The sequence below is a fragment of the Acinetobacter sp. YH12254 genome (assembly GCF_013417415.1).
Classification (GTDB): Bacteria; Pseudomonadota; Gammaproteobacteria; order Pseudomonadales; family Moraxellaceae; genus Acinetobacter; species Acinetobacter pseudolwoffii.
In genome coordinates this window covers 221,197-238,659 of sequence record NZ_VPEB01000005.1, presented here as the reverse complement: position 1 = coordinate 238,659, position 17,463 = coordinate 221,197, and the positions used below count along the sequence as shown (strand labels likewise).

Sequence of the window (17,463 nt, the reverse complement as noted above, 5' to 3'; positions counted from 1 at the left end):
GAAAGTTGGGTGTATTTCTTCATTGTGTGCTTTCCAATTGCGAGTTGAAAAAGTCCAATGATTCTACGAATACACCTAACTTTTTCAACTAACTACAAATGTGTCGCACTTGAGATTTGAATCTGCGAAACAATTAAATTTATTACATTAAAATTAAGTCATAAAAAAGCCCATTCTTTGAATGGGCTTTTTTGAATCTTGGTAGGTATATCCAGACTCGAACTGGAGACCTCTACGATGTCAACGTAGCGCTCTAACCAACTGAGCTATACACCTAGAATGCATGGCATATTATAAATTTTTCTGACTGAAGACAAGTCTTTTCATTTGATTTTTAAACTATCAGCACAAGTTTTAAGCAAATACTTGAATTTTTTCAATTCTTGATCAGTAAGTTCTGCTCCTGAATAAAGATATTTTTCAAAAATCCGGATTGCCTCTATAAATGCAGACTGATTTTCGACCTTAACCTGTTGGGATAAACGCTGCATCCAGTGATGAAAAGTTTCAGCAGGCTGTTTTTTGAGATCGTCAGCTAAAGATTGATTCAACTGTTGGATAGCACGATCAAATGGGGATTGAGCCTGTCGGGCTTTTAGATAAATTCTGAGTCCATAGGCTAGAATCAGTAGTGCAATACTGCCGAGCAAAACGATAATACTCGAATAAGCCGAACTCAGACCTAATTTTGATAGCCAGTTCTGTTGCGATTCTGCATTATAACCCACCACCTTGCTTTGCCACTGGTAGCTGGCATAATCGCTCCAGACCCGCATCTTGGTCATCCACTGATTATTCTGCGATGTCCAGGTCGAATTATTTGACCAAACTCTTTCATCTTGAGACATCAGGTTTTGCATTCCGCCATCTATACGTTGTGGCGCAATCATGGCAGTCGGATCAAAGCGCTGCCATTTCTGATCTAACCAGACTTCTGTCCAGGCATGAGCATCCAGTTGCCGGACCTCCCAACTCTTACGATCCGGTGCCAGTTCTCCACCCTGATAACCAGTCACCACACGTGCAGGAATCCCGACATAACGCATCAGCATGACGAAACTCGATGCATAATGCTCACAAAACCCTTGCCGCGAATTAAATAGAAATTCATCAATCCGGTTTTGTCCCAACTGGCCCGGTTTCAGGGTATAAACAAAGTTATTCTGCTGATACCAGTTCAGAACGTTCTGCACATAACGGCGTGGATCTTCAGCACTTTGCGTATATAGGCGTTGTGCCAGCTGCTGCGCTCGAGGGTCGAATCTGCGCTGTACCTGGCTATTGATTCGCGCGAGATATTGACCTACAGCCTGAGGATCATATTGTGTCCCAATCCACTGCAGCGGAATCGGTTCAACGCGTTGCGTGAGTCGTCGCGGTACAATACTCCAGTCCTGACGGTTATAATAACGGCGCTCTACAGGTATCGATTTTTCCAGCCCCATGATCCAGAACACCGAAGGATCCGCAGCCAGATATTGATAGTTCCATCCAACCGGCACTGGCGAGCTATCCATGGGCTGTCGCATTAAAGGTTGCTGATTGACGAAGCTGCTGGTCCAGCGTTGACCATCATATTCATCCAGTACCAAGGCGCGCCAATACAGCTCTGAACGCGGTGGGAGTTTGCTGACATCACCGATAATCCGGAAAGCCAATGCACTAGACTGCGATAATTCAGCAATATCACCAGGCGACATGCTGTCGCTAATACCGGTCACGCCTTTATTTTCTGGGATGGGAATATGCCAAAGTGGTGGCAAACGCGGGAAGAAAATAAACAGCAGCAGGAAAAATGGAATGGCGTACAGGATAAACTTCGCTACATGCTTGGCATCCTGTTGTAAGGCGGCACGCTGGGTGGTCGGCTCCTGCTCAAACTCGCTGGTCTGAATCCGGTACAGGCCAATCAGACAGCTGATTAAACACAGCACAATCACGATCGCCATGCCAAATGACTGACTGTATAAAAATGAACTGGCAGCGACAAATAGGGCAAAATTAAACAAAATAATTAAGTCACGCCTGTTTTTACTTTCCAGTGATTTGGCAAATAAAAATGTCGATAAAACTGCCACTCCAGCTTCAACACCAATAAAGCTCTGATAACTTAAATAAATACTGCCCAGTGCCAAAACTGTGAGCAAGAAGGTGCCAATTTTAGGAAATGGCTGCTGACGTTTCAGGAAATTCCAGATACATACAATACTAATCGCAAAAATAATACTGAGTAGAACCGGAATAAATGCCATCTGGGCGATGAGAATCAGGCCCAAAGTCAGCACAATCGAGGTACGGATTTTTGCATTGATCATGAATTTACCCGCCTTAGGCCTGCGCCAACAATTGTTTGGCTTTCCGCAGTTGTTCTTCACCTGCGCCCTGAGGCAATTCGGCCTGTGGCAAATGCAGACTATACGCACATTGCTGCTGCTCGCATTGCTCGACCAGCCCCATCACAAATTCAAGTTTTTCTTCATGTGACTGACTCGGCATATGCGCATAATGAATCTCGATATTGTGTTCATCCTGATATTGCTCAAAAACTTTGACATACAGGCCTTGTCCACGAGCAAACTGCTTCCAGGACACCGCCTGCAAGGAATCACCTGACTGGTAATTGCGTAATTCACGGAACTCATCCATATCTGGTTCAAATCGGTTGAGATGATATTTATTTTCTGTGCTAAAAACTTCAGCTTTGGGCGCGATCCAGGCCGAATGCTGATGATAAAGATAGGTCCAGGCCCGAACTAAACCAAAGGGATAGACTGAATAAATCTGAATCACCGGGTAATCAAACTTGCCACGTTGCTCTGCATAAAATGGCAGAATAAATTGCTGTTTTTGCGCATTCAGATAAACTTTCGCTAGCTGATTCCCTGCTTTGATATACAAATAACGCGGGCGAAGTTGCTGTTGTTGAAAATAAAGATGCAGATTCACGCTATGACCGACCTGCCCCACATCATCTGCGATCAATTCAATCTTCAAGCCATGCAGCTGCTTAAACGTCAGATAAAAACTGATACACAGCACAGCACTGATTAAAAAGCAGAAACCTAAAATCAGGTTGTTGGCATAATTTACCCCTGCCACAAAGGTGATCAAGATCAACACCAGATACAGATAGCCCTGCTGATAAATAAATACCAAGACGTCTTTCTGCGAGAGCTGTTTCTGCTGAGAAAATTGAAAGCGTTTGGCCAGCCATTTTTGCCAGGTTTTATCCAAGAGAGAACTCCTTTAGCTGACCGCAACCTGTTGCATGACATTCAAAGTTTCTGCTTCACTCAAACCCAGACGATGTGAAGTCACCGCCACAAATACGGCCTGTACGTCATCCGCTGTGACAAAGACACGTTGCTGAATCAGCGCATGCGCTTGTGCTGCACGCTTGAGTGCCAATAAACCACGGGTGGACAGGCCATGACGGTTCTTGCGGGTTTCTTCCGCCAGATCCAGCAGATATTCCTGAATCGCTTCACTCATAAAGACCTGATGCGCCAGACTTTGCAGATCCAGAATTTCATCTTCAGTAAAAATATGCGCCAGACTGGCAATCAGGGCAAAACGGGATTCCTGCTGTAATAACAGCTTCTCGGCATGACGCGATGGATAACCCAAAGACAAACGCATCAGAAAACGATCCAGCTGCGATTCCGGCAAGGCATAAGTGCCGCTTTGAAACAGCGGGTTCTGTGTGGCAATCACCCAGAATGGTTTTGGCAAGGCATAGCGTACGCCATCAATGGTGGCATAACCCTCTTCCATGGCTTCAAGTAAGGCACTCTGGGTTTTGGGGCTACAACGGTTAATTTCATCTGCCAGTAAAATCTGGGTGAAAATCGGGCCTTGTTTAAACTCGAACTGATGTTCTTTCTGGTTAAACATATTAATACCGATGACATCGCTGGCCAGCATATCGTTGGTAAATTGAATCCGCTGGAACTTCAACCCTGCCAGATGTGCCAGACTACTCGCCAATGTGGTTTTCCCCAGACCCGGTAAATCCTCAAATAGAACATGACCACCTGCAATCAGACAGCACAGCGCCAACTTGGTCTGGGCCTGCTTGTCCAGTACGATGGCATTGACCTCTTCAAAAAAATGCTGGATCTTGGGCGCATAACTTGCAATCTTTTGTTCAAGCACAGTATTGAGATGTGCAGTATCGTTATTTTCCTTTTGTTTCATGCCCCAGATCACACTAATTTTCCTAATAAAACACGGTCTAGGATTAACATACACTGAAATTTTAATTTCCCCAAAAGATCAATTCTCTATCTGTGTAACTGAATGAGAATACCCGCGACAAAATGGCGAAAATTCAAATAAAAATAGGTGGGTTTTATCAAGTACGGAGAAAATGGCAACATAGAAAACAGGCAAAAAAACCGGTTCAAGAAGAAATCATTTTTTCTTCGAGTGCGAGTATTAATACCTCGTATACATTTTATTTATGATAGTTAAAACACCATACTTAAAAGGTATGCAGATTTATTTTTATCCTGGATTTGAATCAAGAATATTCTGAAACAACTGAGTGAATGAAATGAGAGGTCATTCGCTCGGCCATTTTTAAGACCGATATTTAGGCATAAAAAAGCGCCCCGAAAGGCGCTTGTTTTACTCAATGATTAACACGGACACTTTTTCATCCCGCCGCCTGCCGATGGATAACGCGAATCCACACAGTGACGATAAAATGTTTTCGGGTCCATCGCTTCCAGGTCTGGATGATGCTTGCGCATATGCTCCACATAGGTCTGGTAATCTGGCACCCCAACCATCAGGCGGAAACTTTGCTGCAAGCGTTGCCACAAGGTCGCAATACGTGACCAGTTTTTCGGATTCAGAATCAAATCCTTTTGTGACATCACGGTCATTTTGATGATTTTATAAATCATGGTTTTTCCGCTTTTGGCAAATTTCAGATTCATAAGACTCTCCTTAATGACCTTTCGCTGGCTGAATGTCTTCAGGATCGCGATAGATGGCTTCCGCTTCATGCACAGAAGGATTCGGATCTGCTAAAGCACGACGAATCACGCGAATCGCGGCGAACAGCATCACAAAAGCAACGATCATAAAGAAGGCACAAAGTGCGGCATTAATCTGATTCGACATGGCCACAGTCTGCATTTCTGCAATACTTTTAGCCGGCGCCAGGATTTCATTATTGGCAATGGCCGTATTGAAACGATCAGCTTGTGCCAGGAAACCAATCTTCGGATTTTCGTGGAAAATCTTCTGCCAGCCGGCAGTCATGGAAGTAATGAACAGGAAAACGGTCGGGATAATGGTGACCCAGACATATTTCTGTTTTTTCATTTTGAACAGAATGACTGTACCGAGAATGAGCGCCATCGCAGCCAGAATCTGGTTACCAATACCAAATAGCGGCCATAAGCTGTTAATGCCGCCGAGTGGATCGACCACGCCCTGATAGACGAAGAAGCCCCAACCTGCGACTGCAACCGCAGTACCCAGCAAGTTACCAAAGAAATTATGCGAGTTTTTCACCGCAGGAATCACGATGCCGACTGTATCCTGCACCATAAAGCGACAGGCACGCGTACCGGCATCTACCGCTGTCAGAATGAATAGAGCTTCAAACAGAATCGCAAAGTGATACCAGAACGCCATCATTTCACGGCTATTAAAAATTTCCGTGATGATATGCGCCATACCAATCGCAAAAGTCGGTGCACCACCTGTACGTGACAGAATCGAGTTTTCACCGACTTCTTGAGCCAATAAAGTCAAGGCTTCAGGAGTTACCACAAAACCAAGGGTACGCACTGCTTCTGCCGCACTTTCTGCGGTAGTCCCGAGTAAGGCGGCTGGCGAGTTAATCGCAAAATAAATTCCCGGATCCAGAACTGCGGCACAGATCAAAGCCATGATCGCCACAAAAGATTCCATCAACATACCGCCATAACCGATCACACGGATATCGCGTTCGTTATTGACCAGTTTCGGTGTCGTTCCCGAAGAGACCAAGGCGTGGAAACCGGAAATAGCACCACAGGCAATGGTAATAAACAGGAATGGGAACATGGAGCCTGCAAATACCGGGCCTGTACCATCAATAAACTTGGTCACCGCTGGCAGTTTCATTTCAGGCATGGCAAACAGAATACCAATCGCCAGACCCGCAATTACACCAATTTTCAAGAAAGTGGATAGATAGTCACGTGGTGCAAGCAACAGCCACACCGGCAATACTGATGCAATAAATCCATAGATAATCAATGCCCAGGTCAGCTCAGTTCCCGATAGTGTGAAGAACGGCCCCCAGTACGGATGTTGCGCGATGTTTTCACCGTAGATGATCCCGAGCATCATCAATACAAAACCAATAATCGAGACTTCTGCAATTTTACCCGGACGGATAAAACGCATATACACGCCCATAAAGATCGCAATCGGAATCGTGGCAGCAATACTGAACACACCCCACGGACTATTGGTCAAGGCTTTGACGACCACCAGTGCCAGTACAGCCAGGATGATAATCATTACACCCAAGGCACCCAGCATGACGATAATACCGGCAAAGGTGCCGAGTTCCTGCTTGGCCATTTCACCGAGTGAACGACCGTCACGACGGGTCGAAATAAACAGCACCAGAAAATCCTGTACCGCACCGGCCAGTACTACACCGACCAAGAGCCAGATGGTTCCGGGCAAATAACCCATTTGCGCGGCCAGGATCGGACCGACCAGCGGGCCTGCACCGGCAATTGCAGCAAAGTGATGGCCAAACAAAACACTTTTATTGGTTGGCACATAGTCCAGACCATCGGCCAGACGATGCGCAGGGGTTAAACGGCGTTCATTCAGCTCAAATACTTTGGTCGCAATAAACAAGCTATAGAAACGGTAAGCAATGCTATAGACACAGGCAGCTGCCAGTACCAGCCAGACTGCATTGACATGCTCACCCCGACTCAGGGCCAGCACTCCAAAGGAGACTGCACCCACTATGGCTACCAAAAGCCAAATTATTTTCGAAGTCAGCGTGGACTTCTTTTGTAAAGTTTCCATTCAATCCCTCATATTGTGATGCATACAAATCAGCGCGGTTGTTGTTGTTCGAAGTACTGCTGTTTTCCCTTGCGACTTTACGCCTGTTCTTTTCACTTTCCTCTAAGACTTTGGCATAAAAAAAGGGATGATCTAGATCATCCCTCTCGATAATAGTCTATTTTAAAACCATTATGCACGTTCTAAATAATCACCAGTACGGGTATCTACACGAACGCTTTCTTCTTGCTGTACAAATAATGGAACACGTACCACAGCACCTGTTTCAAGTTTCGCCGGCTTACCGCCACCGCCAGAAGTATCACCACGAACGCCTGGATCAGTTTCAACGATTTTAAGTACCACGAAGTTCGGTGGAGTCACGTTTAACGGCACGCCATTGAACAGCATAATGGTACATTTTTCATTTGAATCGTCTTTTAACCATTTTGCAGCATCGCTCATCGCTGTTTTATCAGCTGCGATCTGTTCAAACGATACAGGATCCATAAAGTTCCACATTTCGCCATCGTTGTACAAGTATTCCATTTCTACTTCAACGATATCAGCCGCTTCTAGGTTCTCGCCTGATTTGAATGTTTTTTCCAGAACTTTACCTGATTTAAGGTTACGTAATTTTACGCGGTTGAAGGCTTGGCCTTTACCTGGTTTTACGTATTCGTTTTCCATGATTGAACATGGGTTACCATCAAGCATAACCTTAAGGCCTGACTTGAAATCATTCGTAGAATAATAGGCCATGACTGGCGCTCTCCAAACTTACTAACTTTAATCTATCGATGCTAAGGGCTGTTGCAATGTCATTTAGCAAGTCTGACACGAACATTAAGTTGCCACATGCACATTCATTTAATGTTACGTATTCTAAATGAGCAATGGCGCTCGCCGCAATGAAAAATTCCGCTTTCAGCCCTTCACACTGCCTAAGTTAGCATCAGGCATGAAAATCCTTTGTTTATTCATGTCTTGCTGGACGCTAAAATGCCATCCGGCTGTCATCATTTTTGACATATAGTCATGACGACAAATTTTATCGCACAGCAGATTATTCTGGTTCTCGACAAACTGTTAAACTGCAACCCTCTGGCCTTGCCCTCCCACTTCTACTGTTAATCTTCCAGCATGACGAATTATTTATATCAAGAACAAAACTGGCAATCACAGCTTAGCGACCTGATTACCGATCCGCACGAACTGCTTGAACTGCTGCAACTCGCACCGGCGCAGCTGCTCTCAGGTGCCATTTTGGCCAGTGAACAGTTCAAATTACGCGTGCCACGTGCTTTTGTCGGCAAAATGCAGCCAGGCAATCCTTTAGACCCGCTACTGTTACAAGTCCTGCCGCATCATCTGGAGCTGGAAGATCATCCGGGATTTGTTACCGATCCCTTGGGCGAAGAGCAGGCCAATCAGCAGCCCGGCGTATTACATAAATATAAATCGCGTTTCTTGCTGACGCTGACCGGTGCCTGTGCCGTGCATTGTCGTTACTGTTTCCGCCGGCATTTTCCTTATCAGGACAACCTGCCTAAAAATGAAGACTGGATCAATATCAAGCAATATCTGGAAAGCCAGCCTGATATTAATGAAGTGATTCTGAGCGGTGGTGATCCACTGACCTTATCCAACCGGAAATTGCAACTCTGGATCGAGCGGCTAGAATCTCTACCACAGCTCAAATTTTTAAGAATACATTCACGAGTTCCCATTGTGATCCCTAACCGGGTGGACGAAGAGCTACTTAGCATGTTAAAAAACAGTAGGCTACGTATTATTCTGGTGGTACACTCCAACCATGCATCGGAGCTGGATGACTTCACCTGCAAGCGTTTGAACCAGTTGGTTCAAGAACAGATTACTGTGCTGAATCAGACAGTTTTATTAAAAGGTGTGAATGATTCTGCTCAGGTTTTGACAGATTTAAGCTATCGCTTGTTTGATGCCGGGGTGATGCCGTATTATTTACATGTACTTGATAAAGTAAAAGGTGCACATCATTTTGATTTACCACCTGATGACATTTATGAGATTTATACTGAAGTTTTAGCGAACCTTCCGGGGTATTTGGTTCCTAAACTGGTTCGAGAAATAGCGGGCGAGAACAATAAGACACCGCTTTTTGGGGTTTCAACATTTTTGAGTTAAATAATAAAGATGAGCAAGCATACGTCCGACATTTTTCAGACACCGACGGAACTCACACGGGATCAGCTGAGCTTTTGCCCGACGACTGCCAAAGCTTTGCAAGAGTGGGTTTCCGGTATTTCAATTTTGCAACTGGGAAATTCATCCAAATCCCTGTTTAATGCCTTATTAGAAATTTCTGAGCTGAAATGCACAGAAACCCTGCGCTTTGACCTGATTCAGGTCTTGCATCCGACCCTTGAAAATGTTCTGACCAGTCTGGAAAAGCATTTTGTCAATCAGGGGCTGATTACTTCAGATCGTAACGACCAAATCATTGAACTGGCCATGCTGCTGCGTAGCCATTTTGCCAAAATTTATATTGATATCGTCAAACGCTGTAATCATCAACTGACCCATCAAAAATTTTCCCTGTTTTCTCTGGGTAAAAAGAAAAGCATTCAAACCGCGCGTATGGTGTCGATTTATTATGCTTTGCAACAGCTCAGCCTGCTGTTATATCAACAGCATATGTTATACAGCACACCGGATATGGGGCAATGGTTGGCTGCACATCAACTGCTTGAATGTGCAATCGAAAATAATTTCTACCAAAGCAATATCAATCAGGTTTTAGGCACCCAGCACGAGATCCAGAATATTGCACATGCTTATGCTCAACTAATTTTACTGGATATTTTTAATACCCATCAGATTCGCCCTGCAGAAATTCAGGGGCTGTACCTATGCAGTTTTGACTGGGCCAAACTGGTGCAGATTCTACCGAAAGAAACCACACTGTCCCGCTATGTGGTGGATGCCAGCAAAGATCACCCCCCGATCTTTAATTCGCATCAGGGTGAAAATTTTCAGCCAAGCTTCTATATTTCCACCCAGAATCTGATGGAACATTTGACCCATACTCAAAGCAAAAATGCCCAGTATCTGTCGCGTAATGAAAAACTGTTCCTGACCCCTGCACTACATTTTCATATCTATAATCTGCTCTCGAATAATATCGAACGCCGTCACGAACGTTATGAATATTCAGCCCAGATCAATATCTGCTTTGGCTTGACGGTGGCACATTTTTATCTATCCAAAGGTAAAAACTTTAACGAGACCCTGGAACTTGAGGCCAATTATAATTTCCAGAGTGAAAGCAGTTTTGTCAGCTCAATGGAAAATGCCATTCCAAGTGGTTTTAGCAGCATCAAGGCCCTCGATCGCGAAACCAAACAGATTCATAGTGCTGAAGTTCTGGATATTAGTGTCAATGGTTACCGGATTAAATGGACTGGTATTACCCCTGCCAATCTAAAAACCGGTGAATTTATTCTGGTTCAGGAAAAATCACAGCGTCAGTGGCGTGGTGGTGTGATTCGCTGGATCAAGCAATCGACCGACAAGAGTCTGGAAATTGGTCTGGAAGTTCTGGCTCAGGAATTATTCCCTTGCGCGGCTTATAGCCGTACCGAACGCCATCATGTCAATTATCAGCCTGCACTGCTGGTAAAAATGACGCAACTGGATCAGGTCACGACCAGTGTGATTGTATCTGGTTCACAGATGTTTAGGGAAAAACAAACCATTCATTTACGCCTCGGTCAGAAAGAATTAAAAATCTATCTGACCAAAGCACAACTGATTACGCAGAGTTTTATCCGTTTTGATTATGAATTATTGAATGATCAAGAAGAAGAAATGATAGAAAACTTTATCGGTCAGCACATGAATGAAAGCAGAAATCATGATTTATGGGAAGCATTGAAGTGAGAAATCCATTATTGTCTAAAAAGTTAAAACGTACCGAAACACGTTTACTGATTATTGATGATAATCAAATTAGATATAATCAAATCCGTGATCTTCTGACCAGCAATGACTATCAGGTCGATGCTGTCCTGCTTGATGATTTGCAATCTTTTGAAAAACAGTTAAATTTTAACTGGGATCTGATTATCTTTGGCCGTGCTTATGATCTGAAATATGAACAGGCCTTAAGTCTGGTGCGTCTTTCCCAGCAGTCTCATCTGCCGATGATTTTGCTTAAACCGGATGACTATCAGGCTGAACACTATGCCCAGTATATTCATAAAGGAATTTATGACATTCTCAATTTTGACTACCTGGAACGCTTTTATGTGGGACTGGTTCGGGCATTGTCATTTAGCCGTGTATCGCAGACCCAGCAACATTTGCTCAATGAACTGGAAGCAGCACAAAGTCAGACACAATCCTTAGTCGAAGATAGTAATCGTGCCATCGCAACCATTCAAGAAGGGATTCATATTCAGGCCAATGCAGACTATCTGAAACTGTTTGGCTTACAAAGTGAAGACGAGATTATTGGCCTGCCACTGCTAGATCTATTACAACCTTCTGATCTAAACGACTTTAAAACACGTTTCAAAAAGATTTCTCAAGGCCAGGTCGATTTAGGCCGGGTTGAAATCTACTCTCTTAATCCGCGTGTTGCCGCATCTAAGCCATTAAAACTGGAATTCTTGCCATCCAGCGCTGAAGAAGATGCACTACAAATTACTATTGATACTCAGGCTCAAGCAGGCAATACCGAGAAGCCAGCCGGAAAACCGAGTACTTTCCAGCTCCTTAAACGTGAAATAACCAAACAGTCCGCACCTGTAAATGCCATGGTAACTTTCTCTTTAAGTTCCTATGAACCAGAAGTTCTACAGTCTGAGTGGACGACGTTTAGTGGATATTTCAAAGCTGTTAAAGAATTCCTCAAAGAACAAACCCATGTTCCATTATTCAAGCTGGAATATGACGTCCTTGTCGGTCTGTTCCAGGCAGATTCCAAAGCAATTCTTGAATCCAAACTGATCGGATTAAATGCACTCAGCAAGCCACAATTAGTGACAGTGGGACAAAATTCGTTCCCGCTCAATTTACGCATGGGTTATGTGGTTCTGGAACAGGGTTTAAATGATGAAGCGCACTGCAATGAACTGATTGCACGAGCCTTCTCTACGTCTTTACCTCAAGCAGAAGTAGCACCTGAATTTGTACTGGATATTCCTGCTTCACTGAGCAACCAGCCATCTCTAGAAATGCCGCAGATCGATTTTAGTGTGGCTGAAACACCAATCGAAAGCCCAACAGTTACGGCGATCAGTCCAGCAGTCAGCTCTATTCCTGCGGCGACACCTCATATCCTGAAAGCTTTGAGTGAATGTCTGGATCGTGGTGAAATCCATTTAAAATATCAGCAGTTGTATGATAAAGAAGATACCCGTCTTTATACTTATGAAGTGACCAGCGGCTTCATTTATGAGAATAAATGGCAGGATATTTCTACACTGCTTGAACTGCATGAAGATGATGAGCTGTCGATTAAACTGGATCGCTGGATTCTGGTTGAAGCCAGTAAACAGTTGCACAACTTTATTACCCAGTATCCGGATGCGACCTTAATCGTGAATTTGAACCGTGCGGTACTCTTTAAAGACCGTAGCTTCCCGGAATTTATTTCCAAGCTGATTACGATTATTCGCAGCAAAGTCCGACATCCGCTGATCCTGCAATTCTCTGAAGAAGATATTCTGCTGAATCAACAGGATGCGCAGAAATATCTACGTGTTCTGCATGAACATGGCGCGCTGATTGCGCTGCGTGATTTTGGTCAATCGATGTATGGTCCGAATTTGCTGCGTGAGCTGGAAATAGATGGTGTCAGCTTGCATTCCAGCTTGACCCAGATGCTGAATAACGAGACTGGAGTCGAGCAGCTGCAGGAAAAAATCACCAGCTATAATGATATCAAACCGCTGAATATTCTGGTCCGCGAATTAAATGATATGACCCTGTTCGCCAATGCCTGGAATGTTGATGCCCGCTTTATTCAAGGGGATTATTTCCAGAAAAAACTCGATCACCTGATTGATGTACAAGAGCATTAAATAGTTATATGCCTGCCATGCGGTTATTTTCCAAATGGCAGGCACAAAAAAACGGGCTTGAGGCCCGTTTTTTCATTTTGGGTATTAACGTTTAACAGAACGTGACATACCAGCAAAACGTTGTTTGAACTTGTCGATACGACCGCCAGTGTCAACGTTCTTTTGCTTACCAGTGTAGAATGGGTGGCAAGCTGAACATACGTCTAGGTAAAGTGTTTCTTTACCAGCAGCTGAACGAGTTTCGATTACGTTACCACATGAACAAGTCGCAACTAAAGTTTCATATTTTGGGTGAATATCGGCGCGCATGGTCGATTACTCCATTAGATTCAAGAAGGTTTAGCTGTCATCGCTATTGATCACTCTCAAATGAGGAAGCAGGAACAAAGTTCATGCAGATCAACACCACAACAGACCATTCTTTTGGCCCACCGAGACGGATACCGTCAGAGCTAAGCACAACAAGTGGGCATTATTATACGTGAAATGAATTTAATATGCGAATTATTCTTCTGCTTCTGACTCAGCCTCTTTGGCCCACACATTGGCAATAATCCCGCAAACCATCAATTGAATCTGATGAAAAATCATGATCGGCAAGACAATCATGCCCAGTGGCTGGCCAATAAATAGAATTTGTGCCATCGGCACGCCACTGGCCAGGGTTTTTTTAGAACCGCAGAAAAATACCGTTTTCTGGTCAGCGCGACTAAAACCCAGCCAGCGTGGGATATACAGCGACAACAGCATCACCAGGGTCAAAAGCACCGAACAGGCTAGCAATAACAGCAATAATGTACTGAGACTGACTTCATTCCAAAGTCCCGCTACTACGGCGCTACTAAAAGCACCATAAACCACCAGTAAAATTGAGCCTTGATCAAAGACCTTGACGATTTTTGGCATTTTCATCATTTTTGGATAAATCCAGGGACGTAAAATTTGCCCCAAGATAAAAGGTACCAATAACAACAGCGTAATCTGGATAATCGAAGCGGTTGGGTCAAACCCGTGCTCAGATTGACCTAAAATAAAAAATGCCACCAATACCGGGGTGATAAACATGCCGATAATATTGGAAAAAGAAGCACTACAGACAGCACCGGCCACATTCCCATGTGCGACGGAAGTAAAAGCAATCGAAGACTGAACGGTGGATGGCAGGAAGCACATAAACAGGAAGCCCCAGTACAGCTCCTGCCCGAGCATTGGCAATAAAATCGGCTTGGCCAGCAAACCTAGAATAGGAAACAAGGCAAAAGTCAGTGCAAAGACCAAAGTATGTAATTTCCAGTGCATGATCCCCTCCACCACCGCTTCGCGGGACAGCTTGGCACCGTGTAGGAAAAATAGAATGGCAATCGCGCCTGTCGTGATCCAGCCAAAAACTTCAGCGGCCTGTCCGGAGACAGGCACTACACTGGCCAACAGCACCATGACAAATAGCAATATCGTAAAGCGGTCCAATGCCAACAATTTAAGCATCTGCTGTTCTTCCCTTAAAGTTTTATTGTTCGATAAAAAAATGCCCGGCTATCTTAACAGATGCCGGGCCCATGCTATGCACTCAGGTTGATGTAATATTTTCATCTATACGTGAATACATTTCATCTATCACGCTACATCCCACTTAGTTATTACGTGCATCTTGATCTTGCTGGATCAGCTCGATTTTATAGCCATCTGGGTCTTCTACAAATGCAATGACAGTCACACCGCCTTTCATTGGACCAGCTTCACGCACGACATTACCACCACGTGCCTTGATCTCTTCACACGCCTTATAAGCATCATCGACTGCAATCGCGATATGACCATAGGCATTGCCCAGCTCATAGCTGTCTGTATCCCAGTTATGCGTCAATTCAAGTACGGTGTGATTTTCTTCATCGCCATAACCGACAAAAGCCAGGGTAAAACGGCCCTCTTCGTAATCACGTTTACGAAGCAAAGTCATGCCAAGTACTTCAGTATAGAACTTGAGCGATTGTTCTAAATTGCCTACACGTAACATGGTATGCAGCATGCGCATATTAATCATCCTTCTGTACAGATTGTTGTTGGTGTTCACCGAGCAGTTTTGCGACCCAAACCACCAGAATCAGGATCGGAATCCCAATTAACGTGGTCATGAGGAAGAATTTCGGATAACCAATATTGGTCACTATAGTACCCGAATATCCGCCTAAAATCTTGGGAGTCAGGGTCATGAGTGAGCTAAAAATCGCATATTGAACTGCGGTAAATGACACACTGGTCAGGCTCGACAAGAATGCAATAAATGCAGCACCCGCAAGTCCGGCAGCCAGATTATCGACAATAATGGCAAAATAAAGCCACTTGTCGCTATAAGGTTTGATGACCTTACCACTGACTTCGATCATGTCGGAACTACTGCCATCTATCACCGCCAAAGGCTGAATATCGACATCCAGATTCTGGCCAGGGATGAGCTGATCATTGACCTGATAAACATGTGTGGTTTGCTGAAGCGCCTGGCCATCTTGCATCAAGACTGCACTGACAATATGTGCGGGTGAGTGAATCAGTTGCTGCGCAGGAATCGCGGCAGTAAATATGCCCTCACTTTCCAGTTTCGCATCAATATTCTGGTCGTTAATCTGCAACACGATCTTTTGATTTTCTGGCAGTGCTTTACCGACATACTGGCCACGCACCACAATGGTCTTGTCCTGTTCAGCAGCTGTAAGCGTATTATCACTCGTAATCGGCAGGATCTGTAACTGGGTGCTGCCCGGTTTTTCAGTTAAATACGGCATACTGACTTGTACCGGGGCCTGATCAGTAACATCTCCATCCAGATAAGCAGCCGATACTTGTAACTGCTTGCTTTGCGCCAGCACGGCACTCGGTAGCTCCAGCTTCCAGTAACCAACTTCATCTGTATCTGCCTGATAAACCTGATTAGCCACCCTAACTTCAACAGCGGCCAGTTGTTCACCTGACTTGACCAGCCCAATAAAAATGAGATTGGTCAAACAGGCCAGCACGGCACCGACAAACATCAGTTTCATGATATTCATTTTCTGGGCCAACAACCCACCCAGAAATCCACCGATCAAAGAGAAAATAACGCCATAAACTTTGACCGCCTCAGCGATTTGCTCTTTACTGAAATTCAGGTCCTGATAAAAGACATTGGAAATCACCCCGGCGATGATATCGGAAACCCGATAAAAACCGATCAATAACAACAGCACCAATGCCAGTTTTAAGCCATAGCGCCTAAAGAAGTCTGCAACCGGATTAACCCAGGTTTCATAGGCCATCTGCTTGTTGACTGCACCCATTTTCACCAAGCTTGCACCAATGGCAAAGGCAATCGCACCAGAACCAATAAAGCGTAAGGCTTCAAAGCAGAACAAGGCAAAAGTATCTTGAATGGTGAACTGTTCGGTAATACTGGCGACCAGATTGCCTGAATAGATATAGCTCAGTACAAAGCTGATCACTGCGACAAAAAACACTGCGACTAAACGGAAATAATCACTGCGCAGATAATGTTTAGGCACACGGTCAACCTGCGGTTCCCGAATGCAAAGCGTGGTGACAATTCCGACCAGCATTACCGCGGCCATGGCCAGATAGGTCCATTTCCAGGCATCATAGATATAGTTGCCTTTGGCTGTGCCCAAATAAGCGGCCAGAAACAAGGCGCCAGCACCCGCCACGATCATCCCGATCCGATAACCGGCATTATAGGTCGCGGCCAAGACGGTCTGCATCTGGGTTTCCGCCAGTTCAATCCGGTAGGCATCAATCACAATATCCTGCGTTGCAGCAGAAAAGCCTAACAGGACTGCACCCAGCGCCATTTGCTGTAAATGAGTTACGCCCAAAGCCGGATCAGAAAAAGCCATAATGGAAATGGCGCAGACAATCAGAATCTGTGCAATCAGCAACCAGGCTCGACGGCGTCCCAGAGCCTTGGTCAGAAAAGGCACTGGCAGTTCATCAATGAGCGGCGCCCAGACGAATTTAAACGAGTAGCCCAATGCTGCCCAGCTAAAAAAAGTGACTGCACTTTTGCTGATTCCGGCCTCACCTAACCATAAAGACAGACTGGAAAAAATCAGAAGAATCGGGACACCGGCCGAAAATCCCAAGAACAGCATGATCAAGGCACGTCGATCTAAAAATGCTGTAAATGCGGATTTCCAACCCGTCGTTTGTGTTGTCATTGCTTTATTATTTTCCGCGGAAAAACCAATTGCTGCTATTCAATCCTGTAATAGCGCATCTTTCAACAAGATTTATATATTTATCACATTTCTGGTTTTTTATTTTCTGGAAAAAGCCACATGTTCGCTTGAATTTTCCAAGCAAATCTGTATACCTTAAC

At 44.6% G+C, this 17,463-nt stretch carries 13 protein-coding genes and 1 tRNA gene; 3 read left to right on the top strand and 11 right to left on the bottom strand.

The features are described from left to right. Positions 1 to 199 precede the first annotated feature (199 nt). From FTV29_RS05590 to efp, 7 genes are all read right to left on the bottom strand, one after another. Positions 200 to 276, bottom strand: a tRNA-Val gene (locus FTV29_RS05590). A gap of 47 nt (positions 277 to 323) precedes the next feature. Beyond that, a complete protein-coding gene (locus FTV29_RS05585; RefSeq protein ID WP_180075218.1) occupies positions 324 to 2,315 on the bottom strand; it encodes a DUF3488 and transglutaminase-like domain-containing protein in 1,992 nt (663 codons plus the stop codon). Positions 2,316 to 2,328: 13 nt separating this feature from the next. After that, positions 2,329 to 3,234 carry a DUF58 domain-containing protein gene (locus FTV29_RS05580; RefSeq protein WP_180075217.1) on the bottom strand — a complete coding sequence of 302 codons (906 nt, stop codon included), beginning with the start codon at positions 3,232 to 3,234 and terminating at the stop codon, positions 2,329 to 2,331. Positions 3,235 to 3,246: 12 nt separating this feature from the next. Continuing rightward, positions 3,247 to 4,209, bottom strand: coding sequence for an AAA family ATPase (locus tag FTV29_RS05575; RefSeq protein WP_180075216.1), 963 nt, complete (start codon positions 4,207 to 4,209; stop codon positions 3,247 to 3,249). Between the two features lie 431 nt (positions 4,210 to 4,640). Then, positions 4,641 to 4,943 (bottom strand): YbdD/YjiX family protein, encoded by a 303-nt coding sequence (locus tag FTV29_RS05570; RefSeq protein ID WP_005096505.1) that lies wholly within the window; start codon positions 4,941 to 4,943, stop codon positions 4,641 to 4,643. Between the two features lie 10 nt (positions 4,944 to 4,953). Beyond that, positions 4,954 to 7,053, bottom strand: coding sequence for a carbon starvation CstA family protein (locus FTV29_RS05565; protein ID WP_005171642.1), 2,100 nt, complete (start codon positions 7,051 to 7,053; stop codon positions 4,954 to 4,956). Between the two features lie 171 nt (positions 7,054 to 7,224). Then, a complete protein-coding gene (efp, locus tag FTV29_RS05560; RefSeq protein ID WP_005171644.1) occupies positions 7,225 to 7,794 on the bottom strand; it encodes an elongation factor P in 570 nt (189 codons plus the stop codon). Between the two features lie 381 nt (positions 7,795 to 8,175). Between efp and epmB the strand changes: the two genes are divergently transcribed. Genes epmB through FTV29_RS05545 form a run of 3 tightly spaced genes read left to right on the top strand, consistent with a single transcriptional unit; the run spans position 8,176 to position 13,100 of the window. After that, entirely contained in the window at positions 8,176 to 9,198 is a 1,023-nt protein-coding gene (gene epmB / locus FTV29_RS05555; RefSeq protein WP_180075215.1) for an EF-P beta-lysylation protein EpmB, read from the top strand. 9 nt (positions 9,199 to 9,207) lie between these two features. Further along, on the top strand, positions 9,208 to 10,953 hold the full coding sequence (locus FTV29_RS05550) for a GTPase (RefSeq protein WP_180000251.1): 1,746 nt from the start codon (positions 9,208 to 9,210) through the stop codon (positions 10,951 to 10,953). Then, positions 10,935 to 13,100: an EAL domain-containing protein gene (locus FTV29_RS05545; RefSeq protein ID WP_180075214.1), complete on the top strand. Its 2,166-nt coding sequence runs from the start codon at positions 10,935 to 10,937 to the stop codon at positions 13,098 to 13,100. The genes FTV29_RS05550 and FTV29_RS05545 overlap by 19 nt, the downstream gene beginning before the upstream one ends. 84 nt (positions 13,101 to 13,184) lie before the next feature. Here the strand turns inward: FTV29_RS05545 and rpmE are convergent, their stop codons facing one another. The 4 genes from rpmE to FTV29_RS05525 all read right to left on the bottom strand — a co-directional run bounded on the left by rpmE (position 13,185) and on the right by FTV29_RS05525 (position 17,302). Next, positions 13,185 to 13,409 (bottom strand): 50S ribosomal protein L31, encoded by a 225-nt coding sequence (gene rpmE, locus FTV29_RS05540; RefSeq protein WP_005096496.1) that lies wholly within the window; start codon positions 13,407 to 13,409, stop codon positions 13,185 to 13,187. A 195-nt stretch (positions 13,410 to 13,604) separates the two neighbouring features. After that, a complete protein-coding gene (locus tag FTV29_RS05535) occupies positions 13,605 to 14,585 on the bottom strand; it encodes a bile acid:sodium symporter family protein (RefSeq protein ID WP_005171651.1) in 981 nt (326 codons plus the stop codon). Positions 14,586 to 14,730: 145 nt separating this feature from the next. Further along, positions 14,731 to 15,132 carry a lactoylglutathione lyase gene (gene gloA / locus FTV29_RS05530; protein ID WP_005096493.1) on the bottom strand — a complete coding sequence of 134 codons (402 nt, stop codon included), beginning with the start codon at positions 15,130 to 15,132 and terminating at the stop codon, positions 14,731 to 14,733. 1 nt (position 15,133) lies between these two features. Next, positions 15,134 to 17,302, bottom strand: a complete 2,169-nt coding sequence (locus FTV29_RS05525; protein ID WP_180075213.1) for an MFS transporter — start codon at positions 17,300 to 17,302, stop codon at positions 15,134 to 15,136. Positions 17,303 to 17,463: the final 161 nt, after the last annotated feature.